Annotated in this window: 11 protein-coding genes; 6 read left to right on the forward strand and 5 right to left on the reverse strand. The window is 68.2% G+C overall.

The annotated features are described in order from the left end of the window. The first annotated feature begins 2,084 nt into the window (after positions 1 to 2,084). The 3 genes from QFZ69_RS15350 (at position 2,085) to QFZ69_RS15360 (ending at position 4,827) form a co-directional block, all read left to right on the forward strand. The gene (locus tag QFZ69_RS15350; protein WP_306919719.1) at positions 2,085 to 3,326 is read left to right on the forward strand and encodes a serine/threonine-protein kinase; all 1,242 of its coding nucleotides are present in this window, start codon (positions 2,085 to 2,087) and stop codon (positions 3,324 to 3,326) included. Further along, positions 3,323 to 3,829 carry a mucin-associated surface protein gene (locus QFZ69_RS15355; protein ID WP_306919452.1) on the forward strand — a complete coding sequence of 169 codons (507 nt, stop codon included), beginning with the start codon at positions 3,323 to 3,325 and terminating at the stop codon, positions 3,827 to 3,829. Before QFZ69_RS15350 ends, QFZ69_RS15355 begins: the two co-directional genes overlap by 4 nt. Before the next feature lie 335 nt (positions 3,830 to 4,164). Continuing rightward, a complete protein-coding gene (locus QFZ69_RS15360; protein WP_306919453.1) occupies positions 4,165 to 4,827 on the forward strand; it encodes an SRPBCC family protein in 663 nt (220 codons plus the stop codon). A gap of 69 nt (positions 4,828 to 4,896) precedes the next feature. On the opposite strand, the gene QFZ69_RS15365 is transcribed toward QFZ69_RS15360, so the two are convergent. Then, complete coding sequence (locus tag QFZ69_RS15365) at positions 4,897 to 7,116, reverse strand: NADP-dependent isocitrate dehydrogenase (RefSeq protein WP_306919454.1); 2,220 nt, start codon at positions 7,114 to 7,116, stop codon at positions 4,897 to 4,899. Between the two features lie 609 nt (positions 7,117 to 7,725). After that, positions 7,726 to 9,411: a bifunctional phosphoribosylaminoimidazolecarboxamide formyltransferase/IMP cyclohydrolase gene (gene purH, locus QFZ69_RS15370; RefSeq protein ID WP_306919455.1), complete on the reverse strand. Its 1,686-nt coding sequence runs from the start codon at positions 9,409 to 9,411 to the stop codon at positions 7,726 to 7,728. Positions 9,412 to 9,562: 151 nt separating this feature from the next. Here purH and QFZ69_RS15375 point away from each other — a divergent pair, with 151 nt between their 5' ends. Next, a complete protein-coding gene (locus QFZ69_RS15375) occupies positions 9,563 to 10,915 on the forward strand; it encodes an MFS transporter (RefSeq protein WP_306919456.1) in 1,353 nt (450 codons plus the stop codon). A 1,258-nt stretch (positions 10,916 to 12,173) separates the two neighbouring features. Here the strand turns inward: QFZ69_RS15375 and purN are convergent. Then, positions 12,174 to 12,758 (reverse strand): phosphoribosylglycinamide formyltransferase, encoded by a 585-nt coding sequence (gene purN, locus QFZ69_RS15380; RefSeq protein WP_306919457.1) that lies wholly within the window; start codon positions 12,756 to 12,758, stop codon positions 12,174 to 12,176. A gap of 39 nt (positions 12,759 to 12,797) precedes the next feature. Between purN and QFZ69_RS15385 the strand changes: the two genes are divergently transcribed. Beyond that, positions 12,798 to 13,238 carry a hypothetical protein gene (locus QFZ69_RS15385; protein WP_306919458.1) on the forward strand — a complete coding sequence of 147 codons (441 nt, stop codon included), beginning with the start codon at positions 12,798 to 12,800 and terminating at the stop codon, positions 13,236 to 13,238. Positions 13,239 to 13,263: 25 nt separating this feature from the next. Here the strand turns inward: QFZ69_RS15385 and QFZ69_RS15390 are convergent, their stop codons facing one another. After that, entirely contained in the window at positions 13,264 to 14,580 is a 1,317-nt protein-coding gene (locus QFZ69_RS15390; RefSeq protein WP_306919459.1) for a DUF6350 family protein, read from the reverse strand. 148 nt (positions 14,581 to 14,728) lie between these two features. Here QFZ69_RS15390 and QFZ69_RS15395 point away from each other — a divergent pair, with 148 nt between their 5' ends. Next, positions 14,729 to 15,196: a DUF4383 domain-containing protein gene (locus QFZ69_RS15395; protein ID WP_306919460.1), complete on the forward strand. Its 468-nt coding sequence runs from the start codon at positions 14,729 to 14,731 to the stop codon at positions 15,194 to 15,196. Positions 15,197 to 15,596: 400 nt separating this feature from the next. Here the strand turns inward: QFZ69_RS15395 and QFZ69_RS15400 are convergent, their stop codons facing one another. Further along, entirely contained in the window at positions 15,597 to 16,388 is a 792-nt protein-coding gene (locus tag QFZ69_RS15400; protein WP_306919461.1) for a ZIP family metal transporter, read from the reverse strand. Between the last annotated feature and the right edge of the window lie 42 nt (positions 16,389 to 16,430).

Consider the following 16,430-nt stretch of genomic DNA (forward strand, 5'->3'; position numbering starts at 1 on the left):
CGGGCATGCAGTGACCCCGGTGCACCCCGCGCCGAGCGCAGCCCTGGTGCCCCCTGCGTCGGTCCCTCCCCCGCCCGACCCGGGACCGTCAGACCAGCCGTCGGCAATCCCGGCGCCGGCTCCGTCACGGTCCGCAGCCGCCCCCAAGGCCTCGGTAGCGCCGGCCGTTCCGGACCCGGGCGTACCGGCCAAGCGTCCCGAATCTCCGGCTCCGGCCCCGACTGCGTCTACCGTGCCGGTTGCCGATCCGGCCGAGGACCCGGCCAAGCCTACGCCCGCTGACCCGGTCTCTGATCCGGCCAAGCCCGCGCCCGGTGATCCGGCGAAGCCCGCGCCCGTTGCGGACCCGGCCAAGCCTGTTCCTGGGCCGGCCAAGCCTGCGCCCGAACCTGACCCGGCCAAGCCTGACCGGGATTCGGATTCTGACCCCGCCAAGCCAGCGCCCGAACCTGACTCATCAAAGCCTGCTCCTGGGCCGGCCCCGGACTCTGACCCGACCAAGCCAGCGCCTGACCGGGATTCGGATACTGACCCCGCCAAGCCCGCGCCCGAACCTACCGAACCTGCGGCTGACCCGGACGCTGACTCGGATTCTGAACCGGCCCGCGACTCCGACTGGGCCAAGCCCGCGCCTGACCGGGATTCGGATACTGATCCGGCCAAGCCCGCGCCCGACCGGGATTCGGATACTGATCCGGCCAAGCCCGCGCCCGACCGGGATTCGGATACTGATCCGGCCAAGCCAGCGCCTGGTCCTACCAAGCCTGCGACTGACCCGGATTCTGAGCCGGTCCCGGACTCTGACCCGACCAAGCCCGCGCCTGCGCCACGGCCTGGCTCGGACTCCGACTCGGACGCGGTCCCTGACTCCGACACTGACCCGATCAAGCCCGCGCCCGATCCAGCCAAGCCCACCCCCGATCCGAGCCACCCGGCCACACCAGCCCCGGGGGGTAAGCCGCCAGTTGCGGACCCAACGGATCCAGGCCCGGCCAACCCCGTTCCCGGCGCCCCTGTGGCGGACCCCGCACTGCCGGATTCCGTGGTCCCCGGACCTTCGGAGCCACTGACGCCCGTTGCGGACGCCGTCGCCGTGGCCGAGCCTGCACCTGCGTTGCCTGCCGCAGACGACACCCGGGCCAATTGCGATGCCCAGGCACAAGCCGGGCCCCCTCCGCCGGAAGTGATGACGGCCAGCGCCGAGCCCGCCCGTGCCATCCGGATCGCCTCCGTCCCGCCGCGAGTCTCCGATACTGCCCCTGCTCCTCAGCCTCCTTCCGGTGCACCGGCAGCACCCGCTACGGCTCCTCCCGCCGCCCCCGCTGACCCGGGCCCCTCCGGCGAGCGCGGACCCAGCCCGTGGCCCGGCGGCCCTGGACTACCCGCACCTGACGCCCTTCCTGCTGGCCCCGGTTCCGGCTCGGGCAACGCCCACACGTCCAACGGTCCTGCCGGCGCTGCTGCCTGGTTGCCGAACCTGTACTTGTTCATCCCCACGGCCAATGCCGACCCAATTCGAGGTCCGCTGCAAAACGAGCACTCAGCAGTCGCAGCTGACCCCGGTTCATCTCCTGACTAGTTAGCCGTCTCTGCCCTCCACAGAGCACGGCCAATCGGGCTGCCATGAGGCGCCCGCCACCAGTCATTCAGGAGATTCCCAATGGACGCCCTCGTCCCCGCCCGGACTTCCGGCACCCCTTTTTCCACCGTCCCACGTTTTGGCGCCCCTCGTTCGGCCAGAGCCCCCGTCTCGCGGCGACCGGCGTCAGTTCCGCAGCGGCTCAGGCCGGCGGCCGTCCAGAAGCCCCGATGGTCCTGCACCGCCCGTCAGCTGGCGCGCCGAAAACCGTCCCGCCGGCAGGGCGAACATCCGCCCTAGTAAGCCAACCATCCCGTTGTGGTCCCGTGACCGCCGGAGCGAGGGTCGTTGGGTCCGCTGGGGGACTCAACGGCATTCAAAGACTCCGGCGGAGTACCCGCCCCGCACCGTGGCCGCATCACACGGCCACGGTGTGAGTGCGGCGCAAACCAGTCCCCGTACTATTCTTTAGGGGCGCCACCGGGGCGCATAGGGAAAGGACGGGATCGTGGACAGTTCGCCCAACAGCGTCGCCGTTGATCTCGTGAGCGGCCGCTACCGGCTGGGCGAAGTCATCGGCCGGGGCGGCATGGCCTCCGTCCATACCGCCAAGGACCTGAACCTGGGCCGGGATGTGGCGCTCAAGCTCTTTGCCCCACAGTCGGCCGACCCTGACGAACTCAGGCGGCAGGAGGCCGAGATCGAACTCTTGGCGACCCTGAACCACCCGAACCTGGTAACGCTCTTCGACGCCGGGATCGACGGGCGGATTCCCGACGAGCCCCGGCCCTTCCTGACCATGGAGTTGGTGGACGGCCAGGACCTCCGGACCCGGATCCTGCGGAGTCCCCTCTCCCTGAACGAACTGGCCGTCGTCGGTGCCGGTGTGGCAGACGCGCTGGCTTATGTCCACGCGCTTGGCATCATCCACCGGGACATCAAGCCGGCCAACATCCTGCTGGTGCCGGGACGTCCCGGTGAACCGCTGCGGCCAAAGCTTACGGACTTCGGGATCGCCCGGATAATAGACGGCACCCGGCTCACGGCGACAGGCACCATGGTGGGCACCGCCGCCTATCTGAGCCCGGAACAGGCCCGGGGCGCGGATCTCGGACCCGCGAGCGACATCTACTCGCTCGGCCTCGTGATGCTCGAATGCCTCAAAGGCGAGGTCGAATTCCCGGGCAGCGCGGTTGAATCGGCCGTCGCACGACTACACCGGGCCCCGTCCGTCCCGGACACTGTCCCTGCTGACTGGGCACAACTGTTCCGGGCCATGACCGCCCTGGATCCGAGGGACCGTCCGGCAGCCGCCGATCTGGAAAGCGCTCTACGCCAGGCCCTCATCTCGCCCCAGTCGCTGCCCGGCCTGCTGGCCGAGGAACGTACCCGGGTACTGCCGGCTCCGCCCGCCCGACCTCCGCGGCTGCCGCTGCCGCCTGAGTACAAGGCCGGAACGCGCCCCCTTCCCCGACTGGACCCGGATGCCCCGTCGCAACCCACCGGCACAGTTAATTCCGCAACGGAAACAGCCTCCCTCGCAATCCGGACGGTAGCCCGCTTCCGGCACTCGGGCAGGCGCACTCGGATCGCGCTACTCATGGCGGTGCTTGCATTGCTGGCGGTGGCCGCGTCCGCGGTTCCCGCGCTCACGGCGCCGGAGGCACCCGCCGTCGTCCCCTATCCGTCCGTGACCGGCAGCCTGGGCGAACACCTGGTGGAGCTGCAGAAAAGTGTGCAGCCATGATCCGGCGCGGGCCCGTGCAGGGTGCCGGGATCCTCAGCGCCGGTCGGCTGCCGGCGGGTGGCTTGCTGGCAGCTGCCGTCCTGGCGGCAGCGCTGGCCGGCTGCTCCGCCCCGCCGGCGGACCTTGGACCCGATGCGGCCAAGCAGCTTCAGTCCCAGGTCCTGGCCGTCACCGAGGCGGCCGCGGCCAATGACCTTGCAGGCTCCCAGAAGCTCCTGGATGAACTCGTGGTCCGGCTGGACGACGCCGCGACCCGGGGTGAGGTGTCGTTCAAGCGCCACCAGAGCATCAGGACGTCCATCGAAGCTGTCCGTGCCGACGTCACTGCGCAGCAGGCCGCCGCAGCCGCGGCGGCCGAACAGGAAGCGGCTGCGCAGGCAGCCGCGAAGGCAGCAGCCGAGGCCGCGGCTGCAGCGGCTGCCACCCCGCCGGTCGTGACCGCGCCCGTCCAGGAGAATGCCGGAAAGGGCGGTAAGGCCAAGGGAAAGGACGAGGACGACTGAGGTCCTGGTCCTTCCAACAGGAATGACAGCCAAGGGAGGAGCCAACCGGCTCCTCCCTTCGGGCATGCGTCGGCTCCTCGGGGTTGGCAGCCTTGGCCCGGCCAGACGGTAGCTACGGGCGAACCCCGCCGACCGACACCAAGCTTGCCTAGCACCAGGTCTGGGAGTGCCGCCGCTCACAACTTTTCTCCTCGGGGCACGTCGTCGCTCGCCGGCAGCTTTCATCAGCAAGCTTACTGTTGGGCACAAACCGCGCTAGCGTTGACACGTGGCGTGAACCGCCACGGCAATCAGAAACGCGGACTGCGGTCCGTCAACTGAAGGAGTGATAACGGGTGGCAACTGTCAGGCAATCCATTGAGGTAAACGTCCCGCCCAGCCAGGCGTACAACCAGTGGACACAGTTCGAGGACTTTCCCCGGTTCATGAGCGGGGTCGACGCCGTCCGACAGCTCGACGACAGCACGGTCCACTTCGAAACGAGCATCCGCGGGGTCAAGCGCGAATACGACGCGCGGATTACCGGCCAGGAACCGGATCAGCGTGTTTCCTGGGAAAGCCTGGATGAGCCCCGCAACGCCGGCACGGTACGATTCGAGCCCCTTGAAGCCAACCGGACGAAGGTCAGCGTGGAGCTCACCTGGGAGCCCGAATCGGCCGCCGAGAAGGCCGGGGCTGCCGTTGGCCTGGACTCCCGGCAGGTCGCCTCCGACCTCAAGCGCTTCAAGAAGTTCATCGAAGAGCGCGACGTCGAGTCGGGCGCCTGGCGCGGTCGCGTCGACGACGCCACCACCGGAGGCGCTCCCGCCGGAGCGGTAGGCGCTCCTGCCGGGGCGGCGGGCGCTCCTGCCGGGGCGGGCTCGGTGGAGTCGGACGGCACGACGGCGGTACCGCTTCAGGAAGAGGCGGGCTCCGGGGACCTTCCTACCACGCAGCATGTGAATGCTGATCCAGACCTCGCACCCGACCCGCCGTTCGGCAACGACCGCGAAAGCTAAGTGAGTGGCAGCGAAAGCGCCCCGCGTCCCAATCGGGAGGCGGGGCGCTTCGCGTTACTGCCGTGGCTACTACCCCAGCATGGACAGCACTTCGCTGAACTTCGCCGAGGGGCGCATGACGGCGGAGACCTTGGTCTCGTCCGGGCGGTAGTAGCCGCCGATGTCGGCCGGGGAGCCCTGGACGGCGAGGAGCTCGCCGGTGATGGTCTCCTCGTTGGACGTCAGCGCACCCGAGACGGCGGCGAACGCGTCTGCCAGCTCGGCGTCGTCGCTCTGGCGTGAAAGCTCTTCCGCCCAGAACTTGGCCAGGTAGAAGTGGCTTCCGCGGTTATCCAGCTCGCCGGCCTTGCGCTTCGGGGACTTGTCCTCAAGCAGGAACGTGCCGGTGGCGCGGTCCAGCGTGTCGGCCAGGATCTGGGCGCGGGCATTGTTGGTGGTGGTGGCGAGGTGTTCGAAGCTCACGGCCAGGGCCAGGAACTCGCCCAGGCTGTCCCAGCGCAGGTGGTTTTCCTTCAGCAGCTGCTGGACGTGCTTCGGGGCGGAACCGCCGGCACCGGTCTCGAAGAGGCCGCCGCCGTTGATCAGCGGAACGATGGAAAGCATCTTGGCGCTGGTGCCGAGTTCCAGGATCGGGAACAGGTCCGTGAGGTAGTCGCGGAGCACGTTGCCGGTGACGGAGATGGTGTCCTCGCCCTTGCGGATGCGCTCCAGGGTGAAGGCCGTGGCTTCTGCCGGGGACATGATCTCGAGCTGCAGGCCCTCGGTGTCGTGGTCCTTGAGGTATTCCTCGACCTTGGCGATCATGTTCGCGTCGTGCGCGCGGCCCTTGTCCAGCCAGAAGACGGCCGGCATGGCGGAGGCACGGGCGCGGCTGACGGCGAGCTTGACCCAGTCGCGGATCGGCACATCCTTGGTCTGGCAGGCGCGCCAGATGTCCCCGGGGGCGACCTGGTGCTCGATCAGCACGGTGCCCGCGTCGTCGACGATCTGGACGGTGCCGGCGGACTGGATCTCGAAGGTCTTGTCATGGCTGCCGTATTCCTCGGCTGCCTGGGCCATCAGGCCCACATTCGGGACGGTGCCCATGGTGGTCGGGTCGAAGGCGCCGTGGGCGCGGCAGTCATCGATGACCACCTGGTAGATACCGGCGTAGCTGCTGTCCGGGAGGACTGCGAGGGTGTCGGCTTCCTGGCCGTCCCGGCCCCACATGTGGCCGGAGCTGCGGATCATGGCCGGCATGGAGGCGTCGACGATCACGTCGGACGGCACGTGCAGGTTGGTGATGCCCTTGTCGGAATCGACCATGGCCAGCTCCGGACCGTCGTTCAGGCCCTTCTGGATGGCCGCTTCGACGTCGCCGCGGATCTCCTCGGGCAGGTCCTCGAGGCCGTTGAGGATGGAGGCGAGGCCGTTGTTCGGGCTCAGGCCCGCGGCGGCAATCTGGGCGCCGTAGGTGTCGAACACCTCGGCGAAGTAGGCCTTGACGATGTGGCCGAAGATGATCGGGTCGGAGACCTTCATCATGGTGGCCTTCAGGTGCGCGGAGAAGAGCACGCCTTCATTCTTGGCCCGGGCCACCTGGGCGGTGAGGAATTCGTCCAGGGCGGCGGCACGCATCACGGTGCCGTCGATGACCTCGCCGGCGAGCACGGGGAAGGCCCGCCTGAGGACCTTGACCGTGCCGTCTTCCTTGACCAGCTGGATCTTGATGTTCGTGTCCGAGCCGATGACGACGGACTTTTCATTGTAGCGGAAGTCATCGGCGTCCATGTGCGCGACGTTGGTCTTCGACTCGGGGCTCCAGGCGCCCATGCTGTGCGGGTTCTGGCGTGCGTAATTCTTGACCGAGAGCGGGGCGCGGCGGTCGGAGTTGCCTTCGCGCAGCACCGGGTTGACGGCAGAGCCCTTGAGCTTGTCGAAACGGGACCGGATGTCGGTCTCCTCATCGGAGCTGGGGTTGTCCGGGTAGTCGGGCAGCGCGTAGCCCTGGCCCTGGAGCTCGGCGATCGCGGCCTTCAGCTGCGGCACGGAGGCGCTGATGTTGGGCAGCTTGATGATGTTGGCTTCGGGCGTCTTGGCGAGGGCACCGAGTTCGGCAAGGGCATCGCTGACCCGCTGCTCCTCGGTGAGGTAGTCGCCGAACGCGGCGATGATGCGGCCGGCCAGCGAAATGTCGCGGGTCTCCACTTCCACACCGGCCGTGGAAGCAAAGGCCTCAACAATCGGCAAGAACGAATAGGTGGCCAGCATCGGCGCTTCGTCGGTGTGGGTATAGATAATCTTTGCCATTGCTCGGGCGTCTCCCTGAAGGTCTGCGGATATCCGGAATCGGGTCTTATCTCGACAGTCCTAACTTACCCGAGGTGGCCGGATTGCCCTCTACCGGCGCCTGTGGACGGGTTTCCATGGCTCCCCGGGCGCCCGCCGCTGCTGCACCCCGCCAGCCCGCTGGACCTTCCTCGCCACCGCTGGACATGTCCCCCGCCCGGGGCCGCGCCTGGACATGCCCTCCGCTCCACCCCCTCGCCAATGGACATGCCCTCCGCTCCGGGCCAGGACTGGACATATTCCCAATATGCCCACTCCTTGGCGCGAAGAATGAGCAAGTCCCGCCGGGGCCGGGCCGGGTGCGCGCCCGCTCCCACGGTCGCCACAAATGGACATGTCCTCCGCTCCGGGCCGGGACTGGACATATTCCCAATGTGCCCACTCCTGGGCCCGAAGAATGAGCATGTCCCCCGGCCGGGTGTGCGCCCGCCCCCGAGCCACCAGTGGACATGTCCTCCGCTGGATGCGGGGCTTGGACATAAGCCCGATATGCCCGGTCGTGGGCACGAAAAATGGACATGCCCTCCGCGACGGGAGGGCATGTCCATTCCTGGGTGAAGCGCGAAGCCCCTAGTGGAAGAAGTGGCGGGCTCCGGTGAAGTACATCGTGATGCCGGCGGCGTTGGCTGCGGCAATGACTTCCTCGTCCCGGACGGACCCGCCGGGCTGGACCACGGCGCGGACGCCGGCGTCGATCAGGATCTGCAGTCCGTCGGCGAACGGGAAGAACGCGTCCGACGCCGCGACGGCACCGCGGGCGCGCTCGGGGGCCCCGTTCGCGTCGGCGCCGGAAGCGCCGCCGGCGGCATCGACGTCGGACGTCACCGTGACGCCCAGGGAGTTGGCGCGCTCCACGGCCAGCTTGCAGGAGTCGAGCCGGTTGACCTGGCCCATGCCGATGCCGACCGCGGCCCCGTCGGCGGCGAGCAGGATGGCGTTGGACTTGGCCGCGCGGCAGGCGGTCCAGGCGAAGGCCAGGTCGGCCAGGGTGGCGGGATCGGCGGCCTCACCGGCGGCGAGGGTCCAGTTGGCCGGGTTGTCACCCTCGGCGTCGACCTTGTCTGCCACCTGCACCAGCACGCCGCCGGAGACCTGGCGGATCTCGGACGGGTAGCGGCCGTAGCCCTCGGGCAGCGCGAGCAGTCGGATGTTCTTCTTCTTGGACAGGATCTCCACGGCCTCGTCCTCGAAGCCGGGGGCGATGACGACCTCGGTGAAGATGTCCGTCACGGTCCTGGCCATCCCGGCGGTGACGGTGCGGTTGGCAGCGATCACGCCGCCGAACGCGGAGACCGGGTCGCAGGCGTGCGCCTTCGCATGGGCGTCGGCGATCGGGTCGGCTGCCGAAGCGGAGCCCACAGCCACGCCGCAGGGGTTGGCGTGCTTGATGATGGCCACGGCCGGTTCGGCGAAGTCGAAGGCGGCGCGCAGGGCCGCGTCGGCGTCGACGAAGTTGTTGTAGCTCATGGCCTTGCCGTGCAGCTGGTCCGCCTGGGCGATGCCGGCCGGGGCCGCCCTATCCACGTAGAGCGCCGCCTGCTGGTGCGGGTTTTCGCCGTAGCGCAGCACCTCGGAGCGCTCCAGCGAGAGGCCGGCGTAGGCGGGCCAGTCGATCACGCCGTCGCCGTCCTCATCGAGGAACTGGCTCGCGGTCCAGGTCGCCACGGCGTTGTCGTAGGCAGCGGTGTGCGCGAAGGCCTTCGCGGCGAGCCGGCGTCGGGTCTTCAGGTCAAAACCGCCGGACGCGGCGGCAGCAACGACGTCGTGGTAGGACGACGGATCCACCACGACCGCGACGGCGGCGTGGTTCTTCGCGGCCGAGCGCACCATCGCGGGGCCGCCGATGTCGATCTGCTCGACGACGTCGTCCTGCGCGGCGCCGGACTTCACCGTGTCGACGAAGGGGTAGAGGTTCACGACGACGAGGTCGAACGGCTCGATGTCCATGGACTGCAGGGTTTCCATGTGCGCCGGGACGCGGCGGTCCGCGAGGATGCCGCCGTGCACGCGCGGGTGCAGCGTCTTGACGCGGCCGTCCAGCATTTCCGGCGAGCCGGTGACTTCCTCGACCTCCTGCACCGGGATCCCCGCGGCGGCGATCTTCTTGGCGGTGGAGCCGGTGGAAACGATCTTGACGCCGGCGGCGTGCAGGCCCTGGGCGAGCTCCTCCAGACCGGTCTTGTCGTAGACCGAGATGAGGGCCCGGCGGATGGGAACACGGTCGATGGATTCACGGTCAAGCTGCGTAAAGCTCACAAAAGTCTCCGTCTTAGATCGCGGCGCGGCCGCGGGTGGTGGGGATGCGGCCAGTTTATCGCGTCCCGGCTCCGGGGCTTCCCGCGGCCCGGAGTGTGAAGCGCACACCGCGGATCCGCGACGCAACGTAGAGTTTTCACAGGAGGCTGAGATGAACACATACACCACGGTGCCGAGCGGCGAACAGGTGGTCCAGGAACTGCCCTGGCGCTGGAAGGTGCAGGGACGGATCTTCCTGATCGGCGGCCTCGGCTTCATGTTCGACGCCTGGGACGTGACGCTCAACGGCATCCTCATCCCGCTGCTGTCTACACACTGGCAGCTCAGCCCGGGCGAGGCCGCCTGGATCGGCGCGTCCAACCTGATCGGGATGGCCATGGGCGCCTTCATCTGGGGCACCATCGCGGACACCATCGGGCGCAAGAAGGCGTTCACCGCGACCTTGCTGATCTTCTCGCTCTTCACCGTCCTCGGCGCCTTCTCCCCCGACTTCCTCTGGTTCTGCATGTTCCGGTTTCTGGCCGGCTTCGGCCTCGGCGGCTGCATCCCGGTCGATTACGCGCTGGTGGGCGAGTTCACGCCCCGCAGGCAGCGCGGCCGGGTCCTCACGGCGATGGACGGCTGGTGGCCGATCGGCGCCGCCCTGTGCGGCTTCGTCTCCGCCGGCCTCATCGCGGCCTTCGCGGACTGGCGGCTGACCATGATCGTGATGGTGCTGCCTGCCCTGCTCGTGTTCTGGGTCCGGCGCAGCGTCCCGGAGTCGCCGCTGTTCCTGATCCGGAAGGGCCGCCGCGAGGAGGCCGCCAAGGTGATCGACGACCTGGTCGACGCCACCGGCGCCGAGCCGCGCGCCTACAGCCTGCCGGAGGCCCAGGACGCCCCGCGGCTGTCCGCAGGCAGTGCGTGGACGCAGCTGAGCCTGCTGTGGAAGTTCAACTGGAAAATCACGACGGCGGCCTGGGCCCTGTTCTTCAGCATCCTGCTGGTCTACTACCTGTCCCTGACCTGGATGCCGCGGATCCTGATCGGCGCCGGCTTCGAGGAGTACAGGGCCTTCCTCACCACCGCCTCGATGGCCGCCGTCGGGCTCCTCGGCGTCGTGGTGGCCGCACTGCTGGTGGAGCGGGTGGGCCGGAAGTGGATCCTGGCGATCACCGGCCCGCTGTCCGCGCTGACCCTGGTGATCGTGGCGATCGTGGTGGACATCCCGACGGCGGCCGTGTTCTGGCTGCTGGTGTTCGGCTTCGTGGTGCAGGTGGCCATCCCCGTGCTCTACGCCTACGTGTCCGAGCTGTACCCGACGGAGCTGCGCGGTTCGGGCTTCGGCTGGGCCTCGACCTTCTCCCGGCTCGGCGCCGGCTTCGGGCCGCTGGTCTTCGCGGCGTTCCTGTGGCCGGAGCTGGGACTGGCGACGTCGTTCGCCCTGGCCGGCGGGCTGGTGCTGGTCTCGGTGCTGTGGATGGCCTTCTTCTCCCCCGAGACCAAGCAGCGCCGGCTCGAGTAACGCCGGCGGCCTGCCCCGGCGGAACGTACGACGGCGCCCCTCAGGTTCGTTGCTGAGGGGCGCCGTCGCCATGATGCAGGTCACGAAGACCGTCAGCGGAGACGGCGTCCTGGTCTGAATGACGGCCCAGCCGACGGGCTGCCCCGCGGTGTTGAGAACCGGCTGACTGGAGGCCGCCTGGTTGCCCCCGGTGGGGCTGTAGTTGAAGCCGCCGCCCATTGCCAGGCGTCCGCTCGGGCAGCTGGCCGTCACCAAAGAGGTGCTGCCACCATTCGACACAACCGAGACACTCGTCGAAGCGGCCGCACCGGTCGCCCCGGTGGCGCCGGTATCCCCTGTTGCACCAGTTGCACCGGTGTCGCCGGCATCCCCCTTGTCACCCTTTTCGCCCTGAGCGCCTTGGGCCCCCACAGCACCGGTGTCGCCGGTATCCCCCTTGTCGCCCTTTTCGCCCTGAGCGCCTTGGGCCCCCACAGCACCGGTCTCGCCGGTATCGCCCTTCTCGCCCTGGATGCCCTGCGGACCCATGGCACCAATCGCCCCGTCTGCTCCCGCCGGACCCATGGCACCAATCGCCCCGTCTGCTCCCGCCGGACCCATGGCACCAATCGCACCGTCTGCTCCCGCCGGACCTATGGCACCAATCGCCCCGGTCTCACCTGTGAGCCCCGGGATGCCTTGCGCTCCGTCAGCGCCGGCAGGCCCCGTCGCGCCCGTCGGACCTATGGCGCCGGCCGCGCCGGTGTCGCCTGTTACGCCCGGCAGGCCCTGAATGCCCTGGCTGTTCCAGGAGATCGGAGTCTCCTTCTTCAAGTCGCAGGAAGCCCCCGCAGCAAGCACCCTGAGCTCACCGCCGTTGTTGTTGTTGTAGCATCCTTTGATCTCGCTGCCGGCAGTCGGAGTCGTCCCCGCCGCGTAGACAGCCGAAACTGCCCCGGTCCCGAGGACTAGAGCAGCGGTAAGACACAGGACTTTTGGACTGATTTTGGCAAGGCTGAATTTGAGACACGGAAATCTCCCGGGGATTGCAAACGGTAAAGGCGACGGCGTCAGAATATGTCCCAAATCACATCGCAACCATCGGTTTTCCGCCGATCCCACTACCTGTCCTTGCGCAGGATGTACTCGTCTTTTACGGCGCAGTACCTGCTTCGGGGCAAGCGCCTGCTCCAGCAAATGTCCTTCCCCCTCGATGCGCTATCACTCGTGGGCGTTCTGCCCGCTGAGCGCCACCACACGTGATAGCGCGTCGAGGAGATCAGGCGGGCGCGGACTCCTTCTGCGCGGCGGCGAGCGAGGCCAGGACGGAGACGAGCAGCCGGCGCTCCACCACCTTGATGCGCTCGTGCAGTGACTCCTCGGTCTCGCCGTCGCTGACCGTCACGGCCTCCTGCGCGATGATGGGGCCGGTGTCCACACCGGCGTCGGCCCAGTGCACGGTGCAGCCGGTGACTTTCACGCCGTAGGCGAGGGCATCGCGCACCCCGTGGGCGCCGGGGAAGGACGGCAGCAATGCCGGGTGGGTGTTGAGGTATTTGCCGCCGAAGGCATCGATGAAGTCCGCGCTGACAATCCGCATGAAGCCCGAGGAAACGACGACGTCCGGCTGGTACGCGGCCACGGCGTCGGTGAGCGCGGCGTTCCAGGCCGCCCGGTCCGGGTAGGCCTTGAAGTCCACCACGAAGGTCGGAATGCCGGCCGCGGCCGAGCGCTCCACCCCGTAGGTCCCCGGCCGGTCCGCACCCACTGCGGCGATCTCGACGTCGAGCCTGCCCTCTTTCACGGCGTCAATGACGGACTGGAGGTTGGAGCCGGTGCCGGAAACGAGGACTACGATGCGCATTGTCCTAGCTTATGGGGCTGCTCGCGTAGGCTGGAAAACATGAATCCCCAGAACGACCCCGCCGGCAGCCAGGGCAGTCAGCGGAGCCAGCACCCGCCTAGCGACGCGGCGAAATCCTCGCTGCTGAAGACGCACAATCTGTTCCGCACCTTCATCGTGGTGGTCCTCGGATCGTTCTTCGTGTACCAGCTGGACATCGACTACCTCTGGCTGAGCGCGGCCCTGACCGCGGCCGCCATCGGGCTCGGCATCATGGTGCTGGTCCGGGCCGTGAAACTCAAGGAGTCCCGGCTCGTGCTGATCGGCGCGATCTGCGGTCTGGTGGTCGCGGCTGTACAGGTGCTGCTGGTCGTGTCCTCGGCGCTGTTCTTCAGCCAGGTCCGGGACTACCAGCAGTGCGCCCGCCAGGCCCTCACCCAGCAGGCCGCCTCCCAGTGCCGGATACAGCTGGAAAACTCGATGCCGGTTCAGCTGCGTTAAGCGCCCCGGCGCCGCCCATCCACCCTCAGTTCGCGGCGGCTTCCAGATCCGCTTCGCGCAGTTTCTGCTGGCGTTCCAGCCAGGGTCCCGCCGCATAACCGATAACGACGCCGATCCCCACCTCCGCGGCCACGAACAGCGCCAACCGCACCGGGTCCGGGCCGATCTCGGTCAGCCGCCCAATGCCGGCGGAGCCCCGGGCCAGCCAGGCCAGTCCCGCGGCGAGCAGTCCGGCAACGCTGCCGATGATGGCGCCCAGGACGAGGGTCGAGACCGTGGCGGTGAACCAGCGGACGTGGATCTTGATCGACAACCATTCGTCGAAGTGGTTTTCGCCCTCGCGCAGGAACCACCAGCCGGCCAGGGTCCCGGCGAGCACCGGCACCACGAGCGCAGCGAAGCCGTAGTCCAACGAACCGGCGGGCAGGGCCGCGAACACCGGAATGGAGGGCAGCGGACCGATGGCGGTGCCGAGCGCGCCCGCCTGCGAACCCACCCCCAGCGCGAACCCGGCGCCGGAGATCCACGCCAGCGCGAACACCACGAGGTTGGGCAGGAAGCCGAGCTGCGCGATGGTGAGAACTCCTCCTCCCATGGCGCCGGCGTCGAGCCCTTCATAGACCGCGACGATCAGGTTCCAATGGATGAACAGGTCGACGGCGAGCAGCACCGCGGACATCGCCAGGCCCGCCATCAGTGCCACGTAGCCGGCTTTGATCGCGGAGCCGAGGTAGGACCCGGCCCAGCGTGAGTGCTGGCTGGTCCGGGAGAGCCAGGCCACCGCGTCGACGCCGATCAGCCGGGTCCAGGAACCGGCCTCCCGGCGGGCGCCGACCACCATGCCGAGCGCGAACGGGACCAGCGGGGCCAGGGCAGCGGACCAGAGGCTGATGCCGACGTCGGAGGTGCGGCAAACGAAGCCCGTGGTCAGGCCGAAGCCGGCGTAGACGAGCCAGGAACCCAGCAGCGCCTGCCAGAGCTGATCCGTGTACGAAGCCCGGGCCAGACGGCGGCCCGCACGCCAGGCCAGCAGGAACGGGATGAGCGTCAACCCCAGCGGGATCAGCGCGAGGACGCCGGATTCCGGATGCGCCGCGGCACCGGATCCCACGGTGTCCAACAGCAGCGGAACGCCGTGGATCAGCAGCCAGGCCTGGCCGGCAAGCCGGGCGAGGACGTCTGCGCCGCCGTTCTGGAAACCGGCGGTGGCCCACACCGCGATAATCGGAGCGACCACCACGAGGGCCGAGATGACCGCCGCCTGGGCGGACTCGAGGGCTCCCTGAAGCCACAAGGGCATCGGAAGTCCACGTTCTCCGGTCTGATCAGCGCGCAGTTTCATCGTGTTCCATGGTGCCACGGGAGGGCGTCCGGGACCGTTGCGACAGGCTCAAGCGGCGGAACGCCCCGCGACGTGGGACCTTAGCGGTGCTTTTTCCGGAGGGCCGCCGTAAAATTGTAATGTCCGCAATCAGTGGTTGGAGGCAGAAATGACAACCGCATCTCCACATGCACACGGCGTTCACTTCGGACGGACAGATGTTCAGAATGTCGGCATGGGTGTGGGTATTGTCCTGATAGTCGTGGGCATCCTGGGGTTCATCCCCGGCATCACCACGCAGTACAGCGCATTGAGGTTCTTCGGGCCTGAATCCCAGGCCATGTTCCTGAACCTGTTCCAGGTGTCGATGTTGCTGAACATCGTTCAGCTGGCAATCGGCGCCACCGGCGTGGCCATGTCCCGGAACGCCATGGGCGCCAGGAATTTCCTCATGGGCTTCGGCCTGCTGTACATCGTCCTTAGCATTTACGGGCTTATCGTCGGTGTGGGGTCGGCGGCCAACTTCCTGTCGCTGAACACCATGGACAACTGGGCCCTGATGGTGCTGGGCGTAGTAATGGTTGGCGCCGGTTGGCTGATGTCGAGGCATTTGGCTGACGACGCAAGGACCCGGTAATGCAAACAACCGGGATAAAGGGAGCCGCGAATGAGTAACGTTTCATAGCAATCTGAAAATTCGTACTACCTGCTGGTGTAGGCGTCACGCGGAAACGCAGCGGCTGCACCAGCTTCCTTGCGCCCGGGATTCCAGGTTGACGCTGCGGGTTCACGACGGCAGGTACGACGGCGGTTGGCGGCTTGGCGCGCTACGGCCAGCCGGTCCACGCAACGACGGCGGGGCAGCGGCCATTTGCCGATAACGGTCGCTCCGCGCCTCGCATAGCGGCCATTTGTGGCAAATCAACCACCTGCGCCGCGGCTGGCTCCGCACGGACCGTCCCGGTGGACGTCCCAGGAATCCGGGAGCCATGGCGTACCGCTGGCGCACGTGGCTGCGCGACAGGAGCCCACGGGTGTCAGGCGAGCGAAAGGATGAACGACAGCACAAACCCGGCCGCGGTGCTCAGGGCCACCGCGGGCCCGCCGTGCTCGAAGGCCTCCGGCATCAGCGTGTCGGCAAGGGAGGCGATAACGGCCCCGGCGGCAAACGCCAGCGGAAGGGAGATGGTTTCCGGGTCGCTTCCGGACAGTGGGCCGGCGCCCACGACGACGGCGATCACCAGCAGTGCGGCACAGGCGGTCCACAGGCCCAGGATGGCTCCCCCGGATTTGCCCTGGCTGCGCATCGACGAGGCTCCCACCAGCGCTTCCGGCAGGTTCGACACGAAAATCGCGGCAAGCAGGGCCAGTCCGCCGGTCCCCTCGCCCAGGGAGACTCCCAGTGCGATGTTCTCCGGGACGCCGTCGAGAGTCACGGCCGCCAGCAGTGCAAACCCGGCCGCGCCGCGGGTGGAAGCGGTAGTCGGCGGCCGGTCGGAAGCTGCGGCGTCGGTGTCCAGCTTGGCGCTGCCCTGGACCTTGTCGGCCGGGACTGTCTGCGAACGGGGTTGCGCCCAGCGGTCCAGGAATGCGCTGAGCACGGTGAACACGATGGCGCCAACCATGAAAGCGATCGCGGCCCGCACGATCCCGCCGCGCTCGTAGGCGTCCTCGAACAGCTCAAAGGTTAGGGCGGTGATCAGGGCACCGGCGGCAAAGGACAGCAGCATCGCCAGCACGCGTTTCGGCAGCTCGAATTTCGCACCGATGAGCGCCCCCAGTACCAGGGCGCTGGAGGCCACTGCACCGAAAACCCATGCTGTCCCCACGCGGTCAGTATAGGAAGCAGCCCTGTCCGCGGGAAGAGGTCA

This window comes from Arthrobacter sp. V1I7, assembly GCF_030817015.1.
Taxonomy (GTDB): Bacteria; Actinomycetota; Actinomycetes; order Actinomycetales; family Micrococcaceae; genus Arthrobacter.

What these genes read in the sequence shown, in the direction of transcription:
- QFZ69_RS15355 (WP_306919452.1), top strand. Translation starts at nt 3,323, where the DNA reads ATGATCCGGCGCGGGCCCGTGCAGGGTGCCGGGATCCTCAGCGCCGGT.
- QFZ69_RS15365 (WP_306919454.1), bottom strand. Translation starts at nt 7,116, where the DNA reads ATGGCAAAGATTATCTATACCCACACCGACGAAGCGCCGATGCTGGCC.
- QFZ69_RS15375 (WP_306919456.1), top strand. Translation starts at nt 9,563, where the DNA reads ATGAACACATACACCACGGTGCCGAGCGGCGAACAGGTGGTCCAGGAA.
- purN (WP_306919457.1), bottom strand. Translation starts at nt 12,758, where the DNA reads ATGCGCATCGTAGTCCTCGTTTCCGGCACCGGCTCCAACCTCCAGTCC.
- QFZ69_RS15385 (WP_306919458.1), top strand. Translation starts at nt 12,798, where the DNA reads ATGAATCCCCAGAACGACCCCGCCGGCAGCCAGGGCAGTCAGCGGAGC.
- QFZ69_RS15390 (WP_306919459.1), bottom strand. Translation starts at nt 14,580, where the DNA reads ATGAAACTGCGCGCTGATCAGACCGGAGAACGTGGACTTCCGATGCCC.
- QFZ69_RS15395 (WP_306919460.1), top strand. Translation starts at nt 14,729, where the DNA reads ATGACAACCGCATCTCCACATGCACACGGCGTTCACTTCGGACGGACA.